This window comes from Kineococcus rubinsiae, assembly GCF_011839805.1.
GTDB lineage: Bacteria > Actinomycetota > Actinomycetes > Actinomycetales > Kineococcaceae > Kineococcus > Kineococcus rubinsiae.
Genome location: NZ_VWPY01000019.1, coordinates 30,268 through 52,544, shown reverse-complemented (window position 1 = coordinate 52,544; position 22,277 = coordinate 30,268). Strand labels below are relative to the sequence as shown.

At 75.1% G+C, this 22,277-nt stretch carries 20 protein-coding genes, 1 tRNA gene and 1 pseudogene; 17 read left to right on the top strand and 5 right to left on the bottom strand.

Annotation, left to right across the window (positions count from 1 at the left end; all coding sequences use genetic code 11):
* The first annotated feature begins 92 nt into the window (after window positions 1-92).
* The 3 genes from F1544_RS23500 to F1544_RS11420 are packed head-to-tail and all read left to right on the top strand — an operon-like array spanning window position 93 to window position 1,176.
* A complete protein-coding gene (locus F1544_RS23500) occupies window positions 93-359 on the top strand; it encodes a DUF4244 domain-containing protein (protein WP_208971700.1) in 267 nt (88 codons plus the stop codon).
* Window positions 359-724: a TadE family type IV pilus minor pilin gene (locus tag F1544_RS11425; RefSeq protein WP_167585332.1), complete on the top strand. Its 366-nt coding sequence runs from the start codon at window positions 359-361 to the stop codon at window positions 722-724. The genes F1544_RS23500 and F1544_RS11425 overlap by 1 nt, the downstream gene beginning before the upstream one ends.
* Window positions 721-1,176 (top strand): Rv3654c family TadE-like protein, encoded by a 456-nt coding sequence (locus F1544_RS11420; RefSeq protein WP_167585330.1) that lies wholly within the window; start codon window positions 721-723, stop codon window positions 1,174-1,176. The genes F1544_RS11425 and F1544_RS11420 overlap by 4 nt, the downstream gene beginning before the upstream one ends.
* On the opposite strand, the gene sftH is transcribed toward F1544_RS11420, so the two are convergent.
* Window positions 1,146-3,749 carry a DEAD/DEAH box helicase gene (gene sftH, locus F1544_RS11415; protein ID WP_308470017.1) on the bottom strand — a complete coding sequence of 868 codons (2,604 nt, stop codon included), beginning with the start codon at window positions 3,747-3,749 and terminating at the stop codon, window positions 1,146-1,148. The genes F1544_RS11420 and sftH overlap by 31 nt on opposite strands.
* A gap of 224 nt (window positions 3,750-3,973) precedes the next feature.
* Here sftH and F1544_RS11410 point away from each other — a divergent pair, with 224 nt between their 5' ends.
* The 5 genes from F1544_RS11410 (at window position 3,974) to topA (ending at window position 12,037) form a co-directional block, all read left to right on the top strand.
* Window positions 3,974-4,342 carry an STAS domain-containing protein gene (locus tag F1544_RS11410; protein WP_166607747.1) on the top strand — a complete coding sequence of 123 codons (369 nt, stop codon included), beginning with the start codon at window positions 3,974-3,976 and terminating at the stop codon, window positions 4,340-4,342.
* Window positions 4,343-4,345: 3 nt separating this feature from the next.
* Complete coding sequence (locus F1544_RS11405; RefSeq protein ID WP_167585328.1) at window positions 4,346-4,804, top strand: ATP-binding protein; 459 nt, start codon at window positions 4,346-4,348, stop codon at window positions 4,802-4,804.
* A gap of 245 nt (window positions 4,805-5,049) precedes the next feature.
* Window positions 5,050-7,407, top strand: coding sequence for a sodium-translocating pyrophosphatase (locus tag F1544_RS11400; RefSeq protein ID WP_373368074.1), 2,358 nt, complete (start codon window positions 5,050-5,052; stop codon window positions 7,405-7,407).
* A gap of 88 nt (window positions 7,408-7,495) precedes the next feature.
* Window positions 7,496-9,007: a DUF7059 domain-containing protein gene (locus tag F1544_RS11395; RefSeq protein ID WP_308470015.1), complete on the top strand. Its 1,512-nt coding sequence runs from the start codon at window positions 7,496-7,498 to the stop codon at window positions 9,005-9,007.
* 144 nt (window positions 9,008-9,151) lie between these two features.
* On the top strand, window positions 9,152-12,037 hold the full coding sequence (gene topA, locus F1544_RS11390) for a type I DNA topoisomerase (protein ID WP_167585326.1): 2,886 nt from the start codon (window positions 9,152-9,154) through the stop codon (window positions 12,035-12,037).
* A gap of 79 nt (window positions 12,038-12,116) precedes the next feature.
* On the opposite strand, the gene F1544_RS11385 is transcribed toward topA, so the two are convergent.
* Window positions 12,117-13,463, bottom strand: coding sequence for a CARDB domain-containing protein (locus F1544_RS11385; RefSeq protein ID WP_167585324.1), 1,347 nt, complete (start codon window positions 13,461-13,463; stop codon window positions 12,117-12,119).
* A gap of 260 nt (window positions 13,464-13,723) precedes the next feature.
* Between F1544_RS11385 and tmk the strand changes: the two genes are divergently transcribed.
* Window positions 13,724-14,416: a dTMP kinase gene (gene tmk / locus F1544_RS11380; protein WP_308470014.1), complete on the top strand. Its 693-nt coding sequence runs from the start codon at window positions 13,724-13,726 to the stop codon at window positions 14,414-14,416.
* Window positions 14,413-15,606 (top strand): DNA polymerase III subunit delta', encoded by a 1,194-nt coding sequence (locus F1544_RS11375; protein WP_308470013.1) that lies wholly within the window; start codon window positions 14,413-14,415, stop codon window positions 15,604-15,606. The genes tmk and F1544_RS11375 overlap by 4 nt, the downstream gene beginning before the upstream one ends.
* Window positions 15,607-15,609: 3 nt before the next feature.
* On the opposite strand, the gene F1544_RS11370 is transcribed toward F1544_RS11375, so the two are convergent.
* Window positions 15,610-16,002, bottom strand: coding sequence for a PPOX class F420-dependent oxidoreductase (locus tag F1544_RS11370; RefSeq protein WP_167585320.1), 393 nt, complete (start codon window positions 16,000-16,002; stop codon window positions 15,610-15,612).
* A gap of 110 nt (window positions 16,003-16,112) precedes the next feature.
* On the opposite strand from F1544_RS11370, the gene F1544_RS11365 reads away from it, so the two are divergent.
* Both F1544_RS11365 and F1544_RS11360 read left to right on the top strand, forming a co-directional pair.
* The gene (locus F1544_RS11365; protein ID WP_167585318.1) at window positions 16,113-17,693 is read left to right on the top strand and encodes an alpha/beta hydrolase; all 1,581 of its coding nucleotides are present in this window, start codon (window positions 16,113-16,115) and stop codon (window positions 17,691-17,693) included.
* 79 nt (window positions 17,694-17,772) lie between these two features.
* Window positions 17,773-17,846, top strand: a tRNA-Thr gene (locus tag F1544_RS11360).
* 226 nt (window positions 17,847-18,072) lie between these two features.
* Here the strand turns inward: F1544_RS11360 and F1544_RS26845 are convergent.
* Window positions 18,073-19,023, bottom strand: a pseudogene (locus F1544_RS26845) (site-specific integrase); the annotation flags it as partial.
* 67 nt (window positions 19,024-19,090) lie between these two features.
* The gene (locus F1544_RS11350) at window positions 19,091-19,822 is read right to left on the bottom strand and encodes a helix-turn-helix domain-containing protein (protein WP_167585316.1); all 732 of its coding nucleotides are present in this window, start codon (window positions 19,820-19,822) and stop codon (window positions 19,091-19,093) included.
* Between the two features lie 117 nt (window positions 19,823-19,939).
* Here F1544_RS11350 and F1544_RS11345 point away from each other — a divergent pair, with 117 nt between their 5' ends.
* The 5 genes from F1544_RS11345 to F1544_RS11330 are packed head-to-tail and all read left to right on the top strand — an operon-like array spanning window position 19,940 to window position 22,158.
* A complete protein-coding gene (locus F1544_RS11345; RefSeq protein ID WP_208971699.1) occupies window positions 19,940-20,230 on the top strand; it encodes an excisionase family DNA-binding protein in 291 nt (96 codons plus the stop codon).
* Window positions 20,231-20,271: 41 nt separating this feature from the next.
* Complete coding sequence (locus F1544_RS11340) at window positions 20,272-20,586, top strand: hypothetical protein (protein WP_167585314.1); 315 nt, start codon at window positions 20,272-20,274, stop codon at window positions 20,584-20,586.
* Window positions 20,583-20,711: a hypothetical protein gene (locus F1544_RS25380; RefSeq protein WP_280114741.1), complete on the top strand. Its 129-nt coding sequence runs from the start codon at window positions 20,583-20,585 to the stop codon at window positions 20,709-20,711. Before F1544_RS11340 ends, F1544_RS25380 begins: the two co-directional genes overlap by 4 nt.
* On the top strand, window positions 20,708-21,019 hold the full coding sequence (locus tag F1544_RS11335; RefSeq protein WP_167585312.1) for a hypothetical protein: 312 nt from the start codon (window positions 20,708-20,710) through the stop codon (window positions 21,017-21,019). Before F1544_RS25380 ends, F1544_RS11335 begins: the two co-directional genes overlap by 4 nt.
* On the top strand, window positions 21,001-22,158 hold the full coding sequence (locus F1544_RS11330; protein WP_167585310.1) for an AAA family ATPase: 1,158 nt from the start codon (window positions 21,001-21,003) through the stop codon (window positions 22,156-22,158). The genes F1544_RS11335 and F1544_RS11330 overlap by 19 nt, the downstream gene beginning before the upstream one ends.
* Window positions 22,159-22,277 lie beyond the last annotated feature (119 nt).

Here is a 22,277-nt window from a genome sequence, read left to right as displayed (position 1 = left end):
CCGCACCGCCCGCGGGCGGGCCCGTGCGACGAGGGTCGGTGGGCCGGACCGCACCCGCGGCCCTCCGGCCGCACCCGACGAGAGGACGAGACGTGCTGCACCACAACGACTCCGACACGCACACCGACATCGACATCGACACCGACGACACCGAGGTCGCCCCGCTCGCACAGGCTCCCGGCCGGGCGCTCGTCCCAGCCGGCCCCTCGGCGCGCGACGCGGGGATGGCCACGGCCGAGTACGCCATGGCCACGCTCGCCGCGTGCGGCTTCGCGGGGCTGCTCATCGCGATCCTGCGCAGCAGCGAGGTCCGGCAGCTGCTCCTCGGCGTGATCCGCCAGGCGCTGGCGCTCGGCTGATGCGCCGCCGCGACGACCGCGGGTCGGCCACCCTGGAGCTCGCCGTCGCGATGCCCGCGGTCGTCCTCCTGCTGGCGGTCGTGCTGGGCGCCGCCGACGTCGTCGTGGCGCAGGTCGACTGCGTGGACGCCGCCCGGGCCGGGGCGCGCGCCGCCGCCCGGGGCGAGACTGCGGCCGTCGTCCGCGCGAGCGCCCAGTCGCTGGCGCCGGCCGGGGCGTCCGTCGCCGTCCGGGGCGGCGCCGGGACGGTCGTCGTGGAGGTGACCTCCCGGCGGGCCGTCCTCGGCCGCCTCGGCGGGGCCGTCCTGACGGGGGCCACCGCCCGCGCCGCGGTGGAGCCCGCCGCGGCCGGTGTCGCGCCGTGAGGGGCCCGCGCCCCGCCCGCTGCGGGCGTGGGGACCAGCACGCCGGCGACGCGGGCAGCGGCACCGTCCTCGTCCTCGGGGTCTGCGCCGTGGCCCTGACCCTCGTGCTCGCGGTCCTCGGCCTCGGGGCCGCCGTCACGGCCCGGCACCGGGCCGAGTCCGCGGCCGACCTGGCGGCGCTCGCGGGCGCCGACGTCCTCCTCGGGCGGGCCCCCGGCGAGCCGTGCTCCCGGGCCGCGGGGGTGCTCGCCGCGGCCGGCGCGAGCGCCGTGTCCTGCGCGGTGGGCGCCGACGGCACGGTCGAGGTCACCGCCCGCGTCGGGGTGCGGGGCCGGTTCGCGGCGCTCGGCGCGGCCCGCGCCACCGCCCGGGCCGGTCGTCCGGTGTCAGGGGCCCTTCCGGCGGCGGGTGAGGCGCCGGGTCAGGCCGCGGGGACGGCGGGGACGCCGTGAGCGGCCGACCGGGGGCTGCCGAGGGCGGCCAGGACCACGTCGAGGACGGCGACCGCCCCGGCCTTGTCCAGGGGCTCGTTGCCGTTGCCGCACTTGGGCGACTGCACGCACGCCGGGCACCCGCTCGCGCAGGGGCAGCTCCGCACGGCCTCGACGGTGGCGCGCAGCCACGGCACGAGGCGGTCGTGGCCGCGGTCGGAGAAGCCCGCGCCGCCGGGCACGGCGTCGTGGACGAAGACGGTGGGCAGCCCGGTGTCGGGGTGCAGCGCCGTCGACAGGCCGCCGAGGTCCCAGCGGTCGCACGTCGCGAGCAGGGGCAGCAGGCCGATCGCGGCGTGCTCCGCGGCGTGCAGGGCCCCGGGCAGGCGGTGCGACGGCGGGCGCGGGTCGTCGGGGTCGGTGCTGTCCGCGAGGGCCGCGTCGGCGGCGGAGGGCTCGAGCGTCCACCACACGGCGCGCGTGCGCAGCCGGCGCTGCGGCAGGTCCAGGGGCTCCTCGCCGAGGACCTGCCCCGTGCCGACCCGGCGCCGCAGGAAGCCCGTGACCTGCGACGTCACCTCCACGACCCCGCTGGACAGGGTCACCGGCCCGGCCCGGCGGGTGCCGTCGACCGCGAGGACCCGGACGTCGGAGTCCGAGCGCGCGTGGGTGGTGTGCTCGGGGGTCTCCGGGTGCACGACCGCGAGCTGCTCCTCGAGGTCGAGCTCGTCGACGACGTAGCTGCGGCCCTGGTGCACGTGGACCGCGCCGCGGTGCACGGTGCTGTCGGCCGAGGCGACGTCCACCGTGCCGAGGACGCGGGCCGTGCCGGCCTCGACGATGCGCACGGTCCCGCCCGCCCCGCGCAGGTCGGTGAGGTCGACGGCGCGGTCGCGGCGCGTCCAGTACCAGCCCGTCGAGCGGCGGCGCAGCATGCCGCGACCGACCAGCAGCTCGACGACCTCCGCCGCAGCCGGGCCGAAGAGCTCGAGGTCCGGCTCGGTGAGGGGGAGCTCCTGCGCGGCCGCGCACAGGTGCGGGGCGAGGACGTAGGGGTTGTCGGGGTCGAGGACGGCCGCCTCCACGGGCACCCCGAACAGCGCCTCGGGGTGGTTCACGAGGTAGGTGTCCAGCGGGTCGTCCCGGGAGACGAAGACGCCCAGCGCGGGGGAGCCGCGGCGCCCGGCGCGCCCGATCTGCTGCCAGAACGAGGCCCGCGTCCCCGGCCAGCCGGCGACGAGGACGGCGTCCAGGCCCGCGACGTCGACGCCCAGCTCAAGGGCGCGCGTCGTGGCCAGGCCGCGGACCCGGCCGCTGCGCAGCGCCTCCTCCAGCTCCCGCCGCTCCTCGGGCAGGTAGCCGCCGCGGTAGGCCGCGACCTGCTGCGCGAGCTCGGGGGAGACCTCCGCGAGGCGGCGGCGGGCGCCCGCGGCGACCGACTCCGCCCCCGTGCGGCTGCGGACGAAGGCCAGCGCGCGCACGCCGCCGACGACCAGGTCGGCCAGCAGGTCCGCCGCCTCGGCCGTGGCGGTCCGGCGCTGGTCGCGGGCCTCCTCGACGGGCGGCTCCTGCGCGGGGAGGTCGACGGGCGCCCACGGGTCCTGCGGGTCCGGCGGCGGGACGGCGGCCGCGGGGGGCAGCGTCCGCAGCGGCGGCTCCCACAGGGCGACGGAGACGGCCGGGCGCTGCGAGGCGTCCTCGGTGACCGCCACGACGTCGACGCCGGTGAGGCGCCGCGCGGTCGTCGCGGGCTCGGCGACGGTGGCCGAGGCCAGCACGAAGACGGGATCGGCGCCGTAGCGCGCCGCGAGCCGCCGCAGCCGCCGCAGCACGGCGGAGGCGTGGCAGCCGAAGACGCCCCGGTAGGAGTGGCACTCGTCGACCACGACGTAGCGCAGCCGCCGCAGGAAGCTCGACCAGTGCTCGTGCCCGGGCAGCACCGAGCGGTGCAGCATGTCGACGTTGGTGAGGACCAGCTGCGCGTGGGAGCGGATCCAGCGCCGCACCTCCGGCGGGGTGTCGCCGTCGTAGGTCGCCGCCTCCAGGCCGGGCAGGCGCAGCGCGCGCAGCCGGGCCTCCTGGTCGGCCGCGAGCGCCTTGGTCGGGGAGAGGTACAGGGCGGTCGCGCCGCGGCCGGTCGCCTCGGCGGTCCGGCGCAGCGCGGTCAGGACGGGCAGCTGGAAGGCGAGGGACTTCCCGGACGCCGTCCCGGCCGACAGCACCACCGAGCGCCCGGCCCACACGTGCTCCGCCGCGACGGCCTGGTGGCGCCAGGGCAGCCCCCGCGTCCCGCGCTCGAGGGCCGCGACGACCTCCGGGTCCGCCCACGCGGGCCAGTCGACGCGCACGCCCGGGCGCGCGGGCAGCTGCTCGACGTGGCGCAGCCGGTCGCGGCGGCGCCCGTCGGCCAGCACGCGCTCCAGCGCCGGGGCCAGCGCGTCGGAGTCCCGGTCGCGCGCGGTGGCGGTGCCGGGAGAGGCCGGGGAGCCGGGGGTCGGGCCGCCGGGGGTCGGGCCGCCGTCGGCGCCCGCGTCGTGCGGCCGGGGCGCGGGTGTCCCGCCGACCCCCGCTGCCGCCGCCCGTGCACCGCTCACGGCCACGATTGTCTCCCCGTGCGCCCCGGGACCCGCGCGACGCTCCGGCGGGGGCGCCCGCCGGGGTGGGACGCGTGCGGCGCCTGGGGCGGCTGCGCTGCCCCGCAGGCCCGGACGGCCCTGTGTCGTCGCGCCTTGGACGCGCTCCTCACCCTGAGCGATGGTTGAATGCCAGAGGCGGGTGTGCCGTTCGGCATGCTCGACGCGAGCAGCGAGGAGGGGTCGTGGACCTGTCGGTGACGAGCCGCGAAGAGAGCGGCCGGACCATCGTCGAGGTGTCCGGTGAGATCGACGTCTACACCGCACCGACCTTGCGCGAGCGGCTCAACGAACTGGTCGGGGCCGGCCACCACCACCTGGTGGTGGACATGGAGGGCGTCGAGTTCCTCGACTCCACGGGCCTCGGCGTCCTGGTGGGCGGGCTGAAGCGGGTGCGCTCGCACGACGGCTCCCTGCACCTGGTCTGCCAGCGCGAGAAGATCCTCAAGGTCTTCCGGATCACGGGTCTGACCAAGGTCTTCCCGATCCACGACACCGTCGCCGACGCGATCGCGGCCTCGGCGTCCGTGGACGGTGCCGGCGCGGCGTCCTGACCCGTGCCCACCATCGCCCTCCGCTTCAGCCCCCTCGCCGAGCACGTCCGGACCGCGCGACTCGTCGCGGTGTCCGTGGCGCGGCGGGCGGGGTTCGAGGAGGGCCAGCTCGACGAGATCCGCATCGCCATCGGTGAGGCGTGCGCGAGGGCCGTCGGCCGCACCACGGCCGGCGGCCTCGTCGACATGCGTCTGTGCGACGACTCCTCCCGCCTCGAGGTGACGGTCGTCGAGCGCGGCGCGGACGGCGAGGTCCTGCCCGCCACCGACGAGAACGAGGACCCCCTGGCCCTGGCGCTGCTGCAGGGCATGGCCGACGACGTCTCCGTCGCCGGCAGCACCACCCTCCCCGGGGTGGAGGAGCGCCGCGCCGGGGTGCGGCTCGCGTGGGCGCTGAGCGACCCGGCACCGGTGACGTCCCCCGGCGTGCTGCACGCACCCCAGCCGCGCCAGCGCACCTGACCTGCGCCGCGGAACCCGCGCACCCGAGCGCGGGCGACCGGCGCAGCGCCTGACCCGGCACGCCCGACCCGAACGGACGCGCGTCCCGACGCGGCGTCATCTCTGGGCACCCTGCGTCCTCCTGCCCTAGGCTTGGGCGACTTGGTGATCATGGCGCCGGGAGCGAGCGCAGTCCCGGACGTCGGCTCACCCCACGTCGAGGAGGACGCGTGCCCCTTCCTGCCCTGAGTGCCGCCCCCGCCGCCCTGCCCGGGCTGTCCACCCCCGCGGAGACCGGCGGACTCACCGGATCAGGGCAGGCGGTGGTCGTCGCCGTGGCGGTCGTCGCCGTCGCCTCCCTGGTCGCCGCCTTCGTCTTCCGGCGGCAGGTCCTCGTGCACGACGAAGGCACCGAGAAGATGCAGTCCATCGCCGCGGCCGTGCAGGCCGGGGCGGCGGCCTACCTGCGCCGGCAGTTCCGGACGCTGGTCTGGTTCGCCGTCGCGGTCGTCCTGCTGCTGCTGGCCCTGCCGGCCGACGACTGGGTCCTGCGCGCCTCGCGCAGCGTCGCCTTCGTCGTGGGCGCCGTGTTCTCCGCCGCGATCGGCTACCTGGGCATGTCGCTGGCGGTGCGGGCCAACGTCCGCGTCGCCGCCGCGGCGCGCAGCGGGGCCGCGGGCCGCGAGACGGGCATGCGGATCGCGTTCCGCACGGGCGGGGTCGTCGGGATGGTCACGGTCGGCCTCGGCCTGCTGGGCGCCTCGGTCGCCGTCCTGGCCTTCGGCGACGACGCCCCGACCGTCCTGGAGGGCTTCGGCTTCGGCGCCGCCCTGCTGGCCATGTTCATGCGGGTCGGCGGCGGCATCTTCACCAAGGCCGCCGACGTCGGCGCCGACCTCGTCGGCAAGATCGAGCAGGGCATCCCCGAGGACGACCCCCGCAACCCCGCCACCATCGCCGACAACGTCGGCGACAACGTGGGCGACTGCGCCGGCATGGCCGCCGACCTGTTCGAGTCCTACGCGGTCACGATCGTCGCGGCGGTCATCCTCGGGCAGACGGCGATCGGCGAGGCGGGCCTCGTCCTGCCGCTGCTCATCCCCGCGATCGGGGCGATCACCGCCGCGCTCGGTGTCGTGCTGGTGCGCGCCAAGGCGGGCGTCAGCGGGCTCACGTCGATCCAGAACGGGTTCTACCTGTCCGCGGCCGTCGCCCTGGTCGGCACGGCCGTCGCCTGCTTCACCTACCTGCCGTCCTCCTTCGACGGCCTGACCGGCGGCGACGCGACCGTCACGGGCCTCGACGGGGACCCGCGCCTGGTCGCGCTCTGCGCCGTCGGCCTCGGGATCCTGCTGGCGATCATGATCCTCTGGATCACGGGCCACTACACGGGCACCGAGTCGCAGCCGACCCGCGACGTCGCCGACTCCTCCCTCACGGGCGCGGCCACCGTCGTCCTCTCGGGCATCGGCCTCGGCCTGGAGTCGGCCGTCTACACGACGCTCGTCATCGCGGGCGCCGTCTACCTGGCGTTCCTGCTGGCCGGCGGCATCCTCGCGCTGGGCATGTTCCTCATCGCCCTCGCCGGCTGCGGCCTGCTGACCACGGTCGGCGTCATCGTCGCGATGGACACGTTCGGCCCGGTCAGCGACAACGCGCAGGGCATCGCCGAGATGAGCGGGGACGTGGACGCCGAGGGCGCCGCCGTCCTCACCGAGCTCGACGCCGTCGGCAACACCACGAAGGCCGTCACCAAGGGCATCGCCATCGCCACCGCGGTCCTCGCCGCGACGGCGCTGTTCGGCTCCTACCGCGACGCGGTCGTCGACCGCCTCGACACCGTGTCCCAGGAGGCCGTGACGGGGGCGTCCACCTACGCGAAGACGACGCTCGGCGACTTCTCCATCTCCACGCCCACGACCCTCGTCGGGGTGCTGCTCGGGGCGGCCGTGGTGTTCCTGTTCGCGGGCCTCGCCGTCAACGCCGTCGGCCGCTCGGCCGGCGCCGTGGTGCTCGAGGTGCGCCGGCAGTTCGCCGAGCACCCCGGGATCATGACGGGCGAGGAGCAGCCCGACCACGGCCGCGTCGTCGACCTCTGCACGCGCGACGCGCTGCGGGAGCTGGCGACCCCCGGTCTGCTGGCGGCGTTCTCGCCGATCGCGGTCGGGTTCGGCCTCGGGGTCGCCCCGCTCGCCGGGTTCCTCGGCGGCGCGATCGCGGCCGGCGTCCTCATGGCCGTGTTCCTCGCGAACGCGGGCGGCAGCTGGGACAACGCCAAGAAGCTCGTCGAGGACGGCCTGCACGGCGGCAAGGGCTCCGACGCCCACGCGGCCACGGTCATCGGCGACACCGTCGGCGACCCGTTCAAGGACACGGCCGGCCCGGCGATCAACCCGCTGCTGAAGGTCATGAACCTCGTCGCGCTGCTGGTCGCGCCCGCGGTCGTGACCCTGAGCATCGGCGAGGACGCCAACGCGGTGCTCCGCTACGGGATCGCGATCGTCAGCGTCGTGATCATCGTGGTGGCGATCGTCGTCAGCAAGAGCCGCCGCGTGGACATGGCGGCCCCGACCGGGGGGGCGGACCTCCGCGCCGACGAGACGGCGGACAAGAAGGTCCTCTGACCCCTGCCCTCCGTGATCATGCAGGTGATACCTGCTTGATCACGGAGGGGGAGGGCAGGACGGGGCGCGTGCGCGAGGATGGCCCACCGTGAACCCCGCCGACCTCCTGGCCCGCCTGCGCGAGGACCTCCAACGCGCCGACTACACCGTGGACGGGCTGCACGCCGTGCTCGGGCCCGTCGCCTCCGAGGCCCTCGACCGCGAGCAGGCCGTCCCCGCGCTGCGCCTCACCGCCGCGAGCACCGACGCCGCGGCCGTGCTGCTCCGCTGCTTCACGCTCGGCCGTCCCGTGCCGCGCGCGGCCCTGGACGCCGCCCTGCCGCAGGTCGGGACCGCCGGGGCGCGCTCCGTGGGGCTCGTCGAGGCCGCGGGCGAGGGCCCCGGCGACGAGGTCCGCGCCCTCGTGGACCTGCGGCCCTACGCCGCGGTCGACGCGGCCGGCACCGCCCAGTGGTGGCTGGTCTCCGACCTCGGCGACCTCGCGACCGGCGAGGCCCTGCGCACCGACCACGTCCTGGGCGTCGGGGGCGCGTCCCTGACGCTGGCGCAGTCCACCGTGCGCACGCCCGTCGACCGGGTCCTCGACGTCGGGACGGGCTGCGGCGTGCAGGCCCTGCACGCCACGCGCCACGCGCGCCGCGTCGTCGCGACCGACACCTCCGAGCGCGCGCTCGACCTCGCGGCCGTCAACGCGGCCCTCAACGACGTCGCGCTGGACCTGCGCCACGGTTCCCTGCTGGACCCGGTCGAGGCCGGCGAGGAGTTCGGCCTCGTCGTGTCCAACCCGCCGTTCGTCATCACGCCCCGCGTCGCGGGCGTGCCGACCTACGAGTACCGCGACGGCGGCCTGGCGGGCGACGCGATCGTGGCGCAGCTCGTGGGCGGCGTGGCGCGGGTGCTGGCCCCGGGCGGCGTCGCGCAGCTGCTGGGCAACTGGGAGCACCGCGACGGCGAGGACTGGACCGAGCGCGTCGGGTCGTGGCTGGAGGGCACGGGCCTGGACGCCTGGGTCGTGCAGCGCGAGGTCACCGACCCCGCCCGCTACGCCGAGACCTGGATCCGCGACGGCGGGCAGCGCCCCGGCCCGGTCTTCGACGAGCTCTACGCGGCCTGGCTCGACGACTTCGAGGCCCGCGGCGTCACCGGCGTCGGCTTCGGGATCGTCACGCTGCGCCGGCCGGTCGAGGGCCCGGGCACGCTGCGCCGCCTCGAGGACGTCCAGGGCGCCGTCGGACAGCCGCTCGGCGAGACGTTCGCCGCGGGGCTAGCGGCGCACGACTGGCTGCGGCGCACCGACGACGCGGCCCTGGCCGCGGCCCGGCTGCGGGTCGCGGGCGACGTCAGCGACGAGCGCTTCCACACCCCCGGCGAGCCCGACCCGCGCGTGCTGCTGCTGCGCCAGGGCGGGGGGCTGCGCCGGACCGTGCAGGCCGGCACCGAGGTCGCCGCCCTGGTCGGCGCCTGCGACGGCGAGCTCGCCGTCGGGCAGGTCGTCGCCGGGCTCGCGGTGCTGCTGGACGTCGACCAGGCGCAGCTGCGGGCGACGCTGCTGCCGCGGGTCCGCGACCTCGTCGCCGACGGGTTGCTGAGCCCGTGGTGAGCCGCTTCGCACGCCGCTGCGGCACCGGGGGGCCGCACCGCGTGCGACATTGAAGACGGCACCCGTGCGACAGTGCGGGGGAACGGCAGGACCACCGGCACCCGCCGGTGGGGCGCGAGAAGGCGCGGAGAGGCAGGGCGTGCAGTGGCGGGCAAGTCGAACGGGAACGGGGCCGGGACCAGCGACGGCCTGCGCCGGCTGGTGATCGTGGAGTCGCAGAAGAAGGCGACCCAGATCGGCGGCTTCCTGGGCGACGGCTACGACGTGCAGGCCAGCATCGGCCACATCCGCGACCTGCCCCAGCCCTCCCAGCTGCCGGACGACATGAAGAAGGGGCCCTTCGGCAAGTTCGCGGTCGACGTCGACAACGGCTTCGAGCCGTACTACGTCGTCGACGGCGACAAGCGCTCGAAGGTCAACGACCTCAAGCGCCGCCTCAAGGACGCCGACGAGCTCCTCCTCGCCACCGACGAGGACCGCGAGGGCGAGGCCATCGCGTGGCACCTCGTCGAGGCCCTGAACCCCAAGATCCCCTACCGCCGCATGGTCTTCCACGAGATCACCCGCGACGCCATCCAGCGCGCCGTGCGCGACACCCGGGAGATCGACGCCGAGCTCGTCAACGCCCAGGAGACGCGCCGCATCCTGGACCGCCTCTACGGCTACGAGCTCTCGCCCGTGCTGTGGCGCAAGGTCCGCGCGGGCTTGTCCGCCGGTCGCGTGCAGTCGGTCGCGACCCGCCTCGTCGTCGAGCGCGAGCGCGAGCGGATGGCGTTCCGCGCGGCGCAGTACTGGGACCTGCGCGGCGAGTTCGCGCCCAGCGAGGGCGGCAACGCCTTCCCCGCGCGCCTCGTGAGCGTCGACGGCTCCCGCGTCGCGACGGGCCGCGACTTCTCCGACGTCGGGCAGCTGAAGACCAGCGGCGTCACCCACCTCGACGAGGCCGCCGCGACCACGCTGCGCGCCGCGCTCGAGGGCGCGTCGTTCGCGGTGCGCTCGGTCGAGGACAAGCCGTACACGCGCCGCCCGGCGGCGCCGTTCATCACCTCGACGCTGCAGCAGGAGGCCTCGCGCAAGCTGCGTCTCGGTGCGCGGCAGGCGATGCGCGTCGCGCAGTCGCTGTACGAGGGCGGCTACATCACCTACATGCGGACCGACTCGACGACGCTGTCGGAGCAGGCCCTCACGGCGGCCCGCAGCCAGGCCGCGGAGCTGTACGGCCCGGAGTTCGTGCCCGAGCGGCCCCGCGTCTACGCCAAGCAGTCCAAGAACGCGCAGGAGGCCCACGAGGCGATCCGTCCGTCGGGGGAGTCCTTCCGCACCCCGGCCCAGCTCGCGGGTGAGCTGCGCGGCGACGAGTTCCGCCTCTACGAGCTGATCTGGCGCCGCACGGTCGCCTCGCAGATGAACGACGCGCGGGGCACCACGGCCTCGATCCGCCTGGGCGCGAGCACGTCCGACGGCCGGGACGCGGAGTTCTCCGCCAGCGGCACCGTCATCACGTTCCGCGGGTTCCTCGCCGCCTACGAGGAGGGCCGCGACGAGTCGCAGCACCGCGACGACGAGGGCGGCGACGCCGAGCGCCGGCTGCCGCAGCTGACCCGCGGCCAGGCGCTGGACGTGAACTCCCTCACCGCCGACGGCCACGAGACGTCCGCGCCGCCGCGCTACACCGAGGCCAGCCTCGTGAAGGCGCTGGAGGAGCGCGGGATCGGCCGCCCGTCGACGTACGCGGCGACGATCGCGACCATCCAGGACCGCGGCTACGTCACGGCGCGCGGCAACGCGCTGATCCCGAGCTGGCTGGCCTTCGCCGTCATCCGGCTCCTCGAGGTGCACTTCCCGCGCCTGGTGGACTACGACTTCACGGCCGCCATGGAGTCCGACCTCGACGCGATCAGCCGGGGCGAGGAGGACCGCGTCCACTGGCTCACGCAGTGGTACTTCGGGGCCGACGGCCCCGGCGGTCACCGCGGCGGCGGGGCGGACGGCAGCGCCGTGGGCGGCGAGAGCGGCCCGGACACCGACGGTTCCGGCGGCGCGGCCCGCGACCACGTCAACGACGGCATCAAGGGCCTCGCCGACGACCTGGGCGCCATCGACGCCCGGGAGATCTCGACCATCGAGATCGGCGAGGGCATCGTGCTGCGCGTCGGGCGCTACGGCCCCTACCTCGAGGGCCCCGACGTCGACAGCGGCGAGATGCTCAAGGCGAGCGTCCCCGAGGACATCGCGCCCGACGAGATGACCGTGGAGAAGGCGCGCGAGCTCCTCACCTCGCAGTCCGACGGCGACCGCGTGCTCGGGCAGGACCCGGAGACGGGCCGCACCGTCGTCGCGCGCGTCGGCCGCTACGGCCCCTACGTCACCGAGCTGATCGAGGACGACGCCCCGGCGCCGGTGGCGCTGGAGGAGGCGGGCACGCCCGCGAAGAAGACCGCGAAGCGGGCGACGAAGAAGGCCGCGAAGGCCAAGCCCCGCACCGGGTCGCTGTTCAAGGACATGCAGGTCGACTCCGTCACGCTGGAGCAGGCGCTGAAGCTCCTCAGCCTGCCGCGCGTCGTGGGCGCCGACCCCGAGTCCGGTGACGAGATCACGGCGCAGAACGGCCGCTACGGCCCGTACCTGAAGAAGGGCACGGACTCGCGGTCGCTGACGAGCGAGGACCAGATCTTCGACGTCACGCTCTCCGAGGCCCTCGCCATCTACGCCCAGCCCAAGATGCGCCGCGGGCAGGTCGCCAAGCCGCCGCTGAAGGAGCTCGGGGCCGACCCGGAGTCGGGTCAGCCCATCGTCGTGAAGGAGGGCCGCTTCGGGCCCTACGCCACCGACGGGACGACCAACGCGACGCTGCGCAAGGACGACGACCCCGAGACGCTGACCTTCGAGCGGGCCGTCGAGCTCCTCGCGGAGAAGCGGGCCAAGGGGCCGGCGCCGAAGAAGCGGGCCGCCGTGAAGAAGACGGCGACGAAGAAGACGGCCGCCAAGAAGACCACCGCGAAGAAGACGGCCGCGGCGAAGCAGGGCTAGGACCGCCACCCACGACGACGGGGGCGCAGCGCACCGAGGTGCGCTGCGCCCCCGTCGTCGTGCGGGAGGAGGGGGGAGGTCAGTAGCCGGGCGTGGTGGCCAGGACCTCGATCGAGGCGACGATCGGGTTGTCGACGCGGCGGGTGGCGGTGACGACGACCGCCGCGTCCGGGGTGTCGACGTAGGCGTCGACGACCAGCTCGGCGTTGCGCCCGACGGTGCCGGCGATGTCGAGGCCCGTGCGGACAGGGGTGCCGTTCACGGCCAGGTCGAAGACCCGCCGGCCCGCCGTGGCGAACGTCGGGTCGACGAGGTGCAGGCGCACGAGGTGGCGGCCGGGGGACGCGACCGGCACGCGGTAGCTGCTGAAGCCCCAGCGCGACGTGGTCAGCTCGGCGCTCAGGCCGGTCGCGGAGGCGTAGGCCTGGCCGCCCGTGGAGCCGCGGTCGGCGGCGTACCCGTTGGCGCCCGTGGCGGACCCGGCGTCGATGCGGACGGCGTCGGTGGACAGGGCCTGGGCGTGGTCGGCGTAGGAGGCCCCGCCGGTGCACGAGAGGGTGAAGGCGTCGACCATGCCGGTCGCCCCGAACTCGGCGTTGCGGTAGCTCGAGCACGAGCCGCTCGCGACGGACGGGACGCTCCCGCCGGCGGGGTCGGTGCTGGTGACCGAGTACCAGGTGTCGTGCCCGCCGCCGTGGCCGGAGCAGGTGTCGCCGACGTGCGGGTCGACGGTGAGGGTCGTGCCCGTCGTGGTGCCCGCGACGGCGGAGTCCGGCCGCCCCGCGCACGAGGTGCCGGGGGAGGTGGCGTGCTCGACGACCGTGTAGCGGGTGCCGGCGGGCTGACCGGCGGGCACCGTCCACGACACGGCGAGCGCGTCGTCGTGCGTGACGCGCCAGGTGGTCTCGGAGGTGGCGGGCGCGGCCGTGACGGCCTTGACCGGCTGCACCGCACCGGCTCCCGACGCGACGGGGACGAGGCCGGGGACGGTGAAGCCGAGGGTGCGGGAGTTGTTGCGCTCGTCGCTCTCGCGGATGCGGAACACGTCGTCGACGACGGCGGTCACGACGTGCGGGCCGGCGGTGGCGGTCCAGGTCGACCCCGCGGGGCCGCCGCTGGCGCGCACCACGGCGGAGGCGCCGGGGGCCAGGGACGTGCGGCGGTCCGCGGACCAGGTGACGACGTGGCCGTCCACGGAGAACGCGACGCCCTGCACGACCCCGGTGGGCGTGGCGGCGGTGCCCCGGTTGGTGAGGGTGGCCGCGAAGGTGACGGGGGAGCCCGGCGTGGTGGTGACCGCCGAGATGCCGCTGACCACGAGGTCCGGCAGCGCGACGGGAGCGGCGGTGGCCGCCCCGGCCCCGGCGACGAGGCCGAGACCTGCGACGGCGGTGACGAGCGTCGTGCGGCGAGCGGTGGCGGTCATGGGTCCCCCCCGGGAACGTGGTGGTGGTTCGGTGCGGCCGGTCGGCCGCGCGGCGGCGCGCTGGTCGACCGGTGCGGGTGCCTCCCCCGAGGCGTGTCAGTCCGGGTGGCTTCCGTTGCTGACAGTCACAACGGTAGGGCTGAACGAGCTGCGCGGGGCGGAAAGTGCCCATCTGGGCACGCTCCGTTGCGCCAGGAGGGGTCAGCGTCACCCGTTCGGCCGAACCGGGAGGTGTCCGGACCGGCAACTACCCTGACCGGGTGAGCGGACCAGCGGTGAGCGGGAACCCCGGCGACGGGTTCTTCGTCGCGCTGGAGGGCGGTGACGGCAGCGGCAAGACGACCCAGCAGCGGCTGCTGGCGGACTGGCTCGCCGAGCGCGGCCACGAGGTCGTGGTGACGCGGGAGCCGGGCGGCACGGCCACCGGCACCGCGCTGCGGGCGGTCCTGCTGGCGCGGCGGGCCGACGGCGACGCGCTGTCGCCCCGCGCCGAGGCCCTGCTGTTCGCGGCCGACCGGGCGCAGCACGTCGCCGAGGTCGTGCTCCCGGGACTGCGGCGGGGCGCCGTCGTCGTCACCGACCGCTACGTCGACTCCTCCCTCGCCTACCAGGGCGCCGGACGGGCGCTGCCCGCTGACGAGGTCGAGCAGCTCTCGCGCTGGGCCACGGACGGCCTGCAGCCCGACCTCACGGTCGTCCTCGACGTCGACCCCGCCACCGCCGCGGGCCGCCGCGGCCGCGACGCGGGCCGCACGGGCGAAGACCGCATGGAGGCCGAGTCGCTGGCCTTCCACACCCGCGTCCGCGAGCAGTTCCTCGCCCTCGCCGCCCGCCGGCCCGGGCGCTACCTCGTGCTGGACGCGGCGGACGCCGCCGAGGACGTGCAGCGCCGGCTCCGCGAGCACCTCGCCCCGCTGCTGCGCAGCGCCGCGCCCGCCGGGGCCCGCCCGTGAGCGCCGGCGGGGTGTGGGGCGACGTCGTCGGCCAGGACCCGGCCGTGGCCGTGCTCGCCCGGGCCGCGGCGGCCGCCCGCCGCGGTGCGGTGGCGGGCACCCCGGGCGGGGCCTCGGGGATGACCCACGCCTGGCTGCTCACCGGCCCGCCCGGCTCGGGGCGCTCGGTCGCCGCCCGCGCCTTCGCCGCCGCCCTGGAGTGCACGGACCCGGCGGTCGTCGGGTGCGGCACGTGCGCGGGCTGCCGCACGGCCCTCTCCGGCGCCCACGCCGACGTCACGGTGTTCAGCACCGAGCACACGTGGATCCGCCGTCAGGACGTCGAGCCGCTCATCGCCGTGGCGCAGCGGCGGCCCTCCGTCGGCCGTTGGCGCGTCATCGTCGTCGAGGACGCCGACCGGCTCAACGAGACCTCCGGCAACGTCCTGCTGAAGACCATCGAGGAGCCGCCGCCGCAGACGGTCTGGGTGCTGTGCGCCCCGGGCGTCGACGACGTGCTGGCCACGATCCGCTCGCGCTCGCGGCACGTGCCGCTGCGCATCCCACCAGCCGACGCGGTGGCCGAGCTCCTCGTCCGCCGCGACGGCATCGACCCCGCCATGGCGGCGTTCGCGGCGCGCGCCGCGCAGAGCCACGTGGGCCTGGCGCGGCGCCTGGCCCGCGACGAGGGTGCGCGCATCCGCCGCCGCGAGGTGCTGACCTTCGTCGAGCGGCTGCGCGGGGTCGGCGACGCGGTCGTCGCGGCCGGTGAGCTCGTCGAGATCACCGCCGAGGAGGCCAAGGCCTCCACGGCCGAGCGCGACGCCACCGAGCGCGCCGAGCTGCTGCGCGCCCTGGGCGCCGACGGGACGGCCACGCCGCCGCCCGCCGTGCGCGGTCAGGTCCGCCAGCTCGAGGAGGACCAGAAGCGGCGGGCCCGCCGCGCCCAGACCGACGTCCTGGACCGGGCGCTGGTGGACCTGCTGGGGTTCTTCCGCGACGTCCTCGTCGTGCAGCTCGGCGCGCCCGTCGAGCTCGTCAACGGCGACATGGCCGGCGGGGTGCGGTCGCTGGCCGGCTCCAGCACGCCGGAGGACACGCTCCGGCGCACCGACGCCGTCCAGCTCGCGCGGGAACGGCTGCAGCAGAACGTCTCACCGGTCCTCGCCGTCGAGGCGATGGCGCTGGAGCTGCGGCCGTCCGCGCGCTGAGGCTCAGCCGACCGTCTGCACCTTGTCGGCCGCGATGGTGAGGATGACGCGCACCTGGTCGCGGCCGCCGTACCAGGGGTAGGGCTTGCCGGTGTAGCGCTGCGACAGGGCCTCGATGTGCTCGGTGCCGCCCTCGGTGGTCTGGGCGACGACGTGCCCGCGGACCTCGTAGTAGCGGAACGGGTTCGCCGGGTCGGACACCGCGACGGAGACGCGGGGGTCGCGCTCGACGTTGCGCAGCTTCTGGAAGCCCTCGACCGTGTTGATCACCACGTGCTTGCCGTCGGTGTCCACCCACGTCTGCGTGAGCTGCGGCGAGCCGTCCGGCATCGTCGTCGCCACGTAGCAGGGGCTGGGCTGGCGCAGCAGGGCCAGCAGGTCCTCGGGCAGGTCCACGGTGATCTCCTCGGTCTCGGGGTCCCGATGATCCTGCACGCGGGGGAGCCGCGGCGCGCGACGGAGCGGACAGGCCCGCGGCGGGGGGTGTCACGTAGCCTGCGAGGACCATGTCGCGCACCCCCGCCCCTGCCCGGCGCACGGCGTCGTCGCACCTCGCAGGCCGCTCGCTGCTCGCCGCGGGCCTCGCCTCCCTCCTCCTGCTGACGGGCTGCTCGGCCTTCACCGACGCCGACGCCCCGGCCCCCAGCCCCGTCGGTACGCCGTCCGCGGTGAGCGGCGCCCCGGCCGACGACCCGGCGCTGCAGGCGTTCTACGGGCAGCGGCTGGAGTGGGCCGGCTGCCAGGGCGGCTTCGAGTGCAGCCGGCTGAAGGTCCCCGTCGACTACGCCGACCCGGGCGGGGCCACGGCCACGCTCGCGGTCGTGCGCCTGCCGACGTCGGCCACGGGGGCGGACCGGCTCGGCTCCCTGGTCCTCAACCCCGGCGGGCCCGGCGGCTCGGGCGTCGAGTACGCCCGCGGTGCCGAGGGCGTCGTCTCGGACGCGGTGCGCGCCCACTTCGACGTCGTCGGCTTCGACCCGCGCGGCGTGGGGGCGTCCGACCCGCTGCAGTGCCTGCCGGCCGCCCAGGTCGACGCGTTCCTCGCGGCCGACCCCACCCCCGACGACGACGCCGAGGTCGACACGCTGCAGGACGAGGGCCGCGAGCTCGGCGAGGGCTGCGCCGCGGCGGGCGAGCTGGCTGCGCACGTCGACACGCGCAGCGTCGCGAGCGACCTCGACGTCCTGCGCGCCGCGCTGGGCGACGCGAAGCTCAGCTACCTCGGCAAGTCCTACGGCACGTTCATCGGCGCGACCTACGCGCAGGCGTTCCCCGCGCGCGTCGGCCGCTTCGTCCTCGACGGCGCCATCGACCCGGCGCTGACGAGCGACGAGGTCAACGCCGGGCAGGCCGGCGGGTTCGAGCAGGCGCTGCGCGCCTACGTGGCCGACTGCCTCGACGGTGACGCGTGCCCGCTGCGCGGCACCGTGGACGACGGCGTCGCGCAGGTCCAGCAGCTGCTCGCCCGCGTGGACGAGGCGCCGCTGCGCACCGGCACCCGGCGCCCCCTCACGGAGGGCCTGACCTACCTGGCGCTGGCCTACCCGCTGTACGCCGAGCAGCTGTGGCCGGACCTGACGAGCGCCCTCACGAAGGCGTTCTCCGGCGACGGGTCCGCGATGCTGGCGCTCGCCGACGCCTACTCCGAGCGCCGCCCCGACGGCTCGTACGCGAACAACGCCAACACCGTCATCTACGCCGTGAACTGCCTGGACCGCGGGGACACGGACACGCCCGCGGACGTGGAGCGGATCGCGGGCGAGCTGACCCGGACGTCGCCGACCTTCGGCCGCTTCCTGGCCTGGAGCTCCCTGCCGTGCTCGACGTGGCCGATCCCGGCCGTGGGGACCCCCGGCCCGGTCACCGCCGAGGGGGCGGGACCCATCGTCGTCGTGGGCACCACACGCGACCCGGCGACGCCGTACGCCTGGGCGCAGTCCCTGGCGGGCGAGCTGTCCTCGGGGCACCTGCTGACCTACGACGGCGACGGGCACACGGCCTACCGCCGCGGCAGCTCGTGCATCGACGCGGCCGTCGACGCCTACCTCGTCGCGGGCACCCCGCCCGAGGACGGTGCCCGCTGCTGAGGGGACGGGCGGGCGCTGCGGAGGTGAGAGGCACGCTGAGTGTCGGGTAGAGTCTCTGTCCGTGCCCGAGAGGGCATGCGCCGCCTTAGCTCAGCTGGCCAGAGCAACGCACTCGTAATGCGTAGGTCCGGGGTTCGAATCCCCGAGGTGGCTCGCGTGTGACCTGCGGGGATGCTCCGATCGGAGCATCCCCGTTCGTCGTCGCGGTGCCAGCGTGGTTGCCAGCGGTGCCGATTGGCGCCAGAGGAGTAGTCCCTGACGTCTCACCCCACAGTGCGGAACCCATGCGAGATGCTGCTTCGGCCGCGAGCTCGGGCACGACGTGGCTGTACGTCCCGAGCGTCAGACTGATCTGCGAGTGCCCCAGGATCCCCATCGCCACGCGCGCCGGGACCCCTTGCGTCAGCAGCAGCGTCGCCGCGGTGTGCCGGGCGTCGTGCAGTCGGGCAGTACGAACCCCGGCCGTCGTCAGGAGCTTCTTCCACGCGGCGTGATCCCGCGACGGGTCGATCCCGCGGCCGTTCGGCTGCGCGAAGACGAACCGGTGGTCCTCCCACAGCTGACCGGCCGCGAGCCGCTCCTCGAGCTGCGCGGTCCGGTGGAGCCGAAGCGCCGCCGCCAGGGGTCCGGGCAGCAGGATCGCGCGCCGGCTCGCCGTCGACTTCAGCGACGTGAGCACAAGCCCCTTGCCGCGCTGCCGCTGCAGTTGCTGTCGGATGTGGACGACGCCCGCGTCGAGGTCGACGTCGTCCCACTGCAGCCCGAGCGCTTCGCCCTGCCGCAACCCCAGCGCGAGCGCGACCGACCATCGGGCCGCGTTGCGCTGCCCCGTGGCTGCCGCGAGGACTGCTCGGGCCTCGTCAGGCAGCAGTGGTTGCACCTCGATGCGTTCGGCGCTCGGAGCGTCGACCAGCGTTGCGACGTTGCGGCCGACTCGCCCGCGCTGCAGGGCCACCTTCAGTGCCTTGCTCACGATGCGGTGGACCTTGAGCACCGTCGCCGGTGCGAGTCCTTCGGCGGCGAGGCGAGCGTAGAGCTGTTCGAGGTGCTCCGGCTGTAGGCGGTCGATTCGGTGGTGCCCGATGTAGGGGACGACCCGGGTGGTGATCTTCGAACGGTAGTCGTCGAAGGACCGGGGGCGCAGCTTCGGTTGCGCGATGTTCGTCAGCCAGTGGTCGAGCCAGGCTTCGACAGTCGGTGGTCGGCCCGCTGTGACAGCGGTACCTGCGTCGCGCTGCTGTTCGAGCGCCCGCACCTTGCGGACGACGTCGGCGCGGCGGGTTCCCGAGACGTGTCGCCGGTCGCGCTTGCCACCATCGGCGAGCCCCATCGACACGTAGCCGTGCCACCGTCCGGCGTCGTCCTGATGGATCGACGACTCCCCGGCCGCCGCTCGTTCACCGCGCGGCATCGGGCACCCCCTTGGCGTCCTTGACGGTGAAGGACGAAGTGAACGTGACATCCATCGCGGCTGCCCCCTCGATGGCGCGTTCGAGCTCCGCGCGGATCTGCCGGCTGACGTGACCCCGTCTGGCTTGCCGAGCTCGGGGAGGCAACTCGGCAGCGTTGGCAGCCGCGAGCCGTTCTTCGCGCTCGCGTTCTGGCCGATGCCCGTACAGGGCTGCTGCAGCTGCGTGAACAGTGATCGGCGGGACGCCCATGGCCGTGGCGAGCTTCAGGGTCATCGGATCGGGTGGGAGCTCGGCGTGGTCGACGGGACCGCCGTGGCGGCGGTCGATCCACGCCGTCGCCGGAGAGGCGGCGAGGCCATCCCCGATCGCCCATGCAGGCCAGTAGGGGCCGTCGTCGCCGCGGTCGACCGCCACTTGCCCTGTGGGCCATGTTCGGCCGTCGAAGACGTGGCCGACTTCGTCCGGCTCCAGCCTCAACAGCTCCGAGGCTGACTGACGGAAGATGACGCACAGCGCTGAGAACTCGCTCATGCGGAGGTCGCGGTCGCCACCTTCGACACCGCTCACGATCGACTGTGTCCACGGCACGTGTCGCTGTCCCATCCGGTTGGCCAGGTCGACTTGCCGCCAACCTCTGCGCTGTCGGCGGGTACGAACCCGTTCCCCGATCAGCTCGCGCTCTGACACCACATGGAACTTCCCGGCACTCGTCTGCACGTTGACACCGTAGCCGCCTCAGGAACTGCTTCGCCAGTGCTTGACACCTGAGCGGGCGATGCCCTTGACTCTCAGCGAGCTCAAGGAACGCTCAGTGAGTCCCTGAAGGGGGTAAGCGTGGACGACGGCGGATCGACTGGCAGTACTGCGTTGCTGTTGGACATCGAAGAGGCGGGCGAACGGCTGGGGATCAGCAGGTCGCAGATGTTCCGCGTACTCGGAGCTGGGCAGCTTCGGTCGGTGAAGATCGGGCGGCTGCGTCGCATCCCCGTTGCGGCCCTGCGTGAGTACGTGGCGCAGCTCGAGGCGCAGGCGGCGGACGACGCGTCGATCCCTAGGCGTCCTGAACGACCCACTGTGGCCGAGCGCAACAGCGGGTCGAGGTTCGCGAAGCGGGGCACGCCGTGAGGGCGGTCCTCCGAACTCTGAAGCGACCCGAGAGGCACCGAATGACCACGAACTCCACCGCGCGGCCTGTGCTCGACCTGGCCCGGTTGAACCCGCGGGAGTTGTGGCTGTGGCTGCGGGGTTGGGAGGCGGGCTACCTTGAGGGCGCCCACGACGAGCGCGCCGACGTCGAGGCCGACCGCCGCGCAGCCGCCGCCTGCGGGGCTGACGTCGCCCGCCGCGTCGCCGGTGTCCCCCCGCGCGACGTCCTCGAGGAACGCCGCGGCCGCCCCGCACGAGCACAGGCCGTCCGCCAGGACTGGCACCGTCGCGACCAGCTCGTCGAGGCCCTCGGCGGCTGGGGGACGCCCCGGTGACCCTCGCCCGCCTCACGCCCGAGGACCTCCTCGACGCCGCCCGCCTTGAGGTCCACGACCTGCCCGGCGAGGCCGGGCTCTACGCGATCTACGTCCTGCGGACCCCCGACGAGGACCCGTCGTGAACGGGCACCTGCGGCACACCGCGCACCCCGCCACCGTCGACGACGAGCAGGGGCTGCTCGTCCTGCCCGACGTTCCCGACGACGCACCCGAGGTCCTGCGCGAGGGCATCGCCCGCCGGCGCATCACCGCCACCACCGGCCGCTGCCGCTGCGGGGCGGTGCTCGTCATGCCGAACCGTGCCCAGCGCCGCCAGGCCGCCCGTCGTGGCGGCACCTTCACCACGGTGCGTGTCGAGCACGAGGACGGCTGCCCCGCCACGAACGACGTCCTCGAGCCTGCACTGCGGGCGTGGAAGGCCACCCGATGACGACCGTCGAGGCCTACGACGGCGCCGTGCCGCCCCCGTGGGACGAGCCAGCCGAGCAGCAACGCAGCGCCGACCTCCTGCGCTTCGACACCCTCGCCGACCTGTGCGTCCGCGTCGACGCCGCCGGACCCCGCCGCTACCTGATCCGCTCCGTGTGGCCGGCCGCGGCCTACGGCGTGCTCGGTGCTGAGCCGAAGGCCGGCAAGACGTGGAACGCCTTCGACCTGGCCGTGTCCGTGGCCTCCGGCACCCCGTGGCTCGGGCGCTTCGACGTCGACGACCCGGGCCCCGTGCTAGTCCTGGCCGGTGAAGGCGGCGAGGGCAACGTCGTGCGTCGGCTGCGCGCGATCGCCACCGCCCGCGGCATCACCGCCGACACCCTGCCGATCGTCATCACCACCCGCGCCCCGCACCTGAACGACGTCGGGCACATGGCGCAGCTCGCCGAGCAGCTGCAGGCCCTGCGCCCGCGCTTGGTCGTCCTGGATCCGCTGTACCTGTCCGCCGCCGGCGCGGACGCGAAGGACCTCTACGCGATGGGCGCGGTCCTACAGACACCGCAGCGGCTGTGCGACGCAGTCGGCGCCGCGCTGCTCGTCGTGACCCACTTCAACCGCCAGCGCGACCTGCATGGCGCCGCCCGGTTCACCGGCGCCGGCCCGGCGGAGTGGGGCCGGGTGCTGCTCGCGGCCGCGATCGTCTCCCGCCGCACCGACCCCGAGACCTTCGCCACAACGGTCGTCAGCGACCTGCACGTCACCGGCGGAGAGGTGCCCGACCTGACGCTCCGCGTCCGGCGCACGGTGTACGCCGTCGACCCTGACGACCTCGACAGCCCGCTCGTCTACGCCGTCGACGTCGTCCAGGACGAGCCCGCGGCCGTCGAGGACGAGCGCTCGGACCTGCACCCGGCCGCCGAGAAGCTGCTCGACGCCGTCCGTCGCCTCGGGCACCCCGGCACGATCCGGGAGCTCGTCGACCTGATCGCCGAGAAGCACGGGCACGGGCTGGCCCGCGGGACGTGCTCGACGCACCTGAACGACCTCGCCCGGCGCGGGCTCGTCGACCGTCTCGACAGCGGCCGGGAGTCGCTGTGGAGCGTCGTGGCCGAGCCCCCCGACCCGTCACCTGACAGGTGACGCGTCATGTGACAGGTGACGCGTCATCGCGTCACCTCACCTACTTACGTGACACGTCCAGGTGACAGGTCCAGGTGACAGGTCGGGGCCTCCGACCCGTCACCTGACCCGCCACTCCC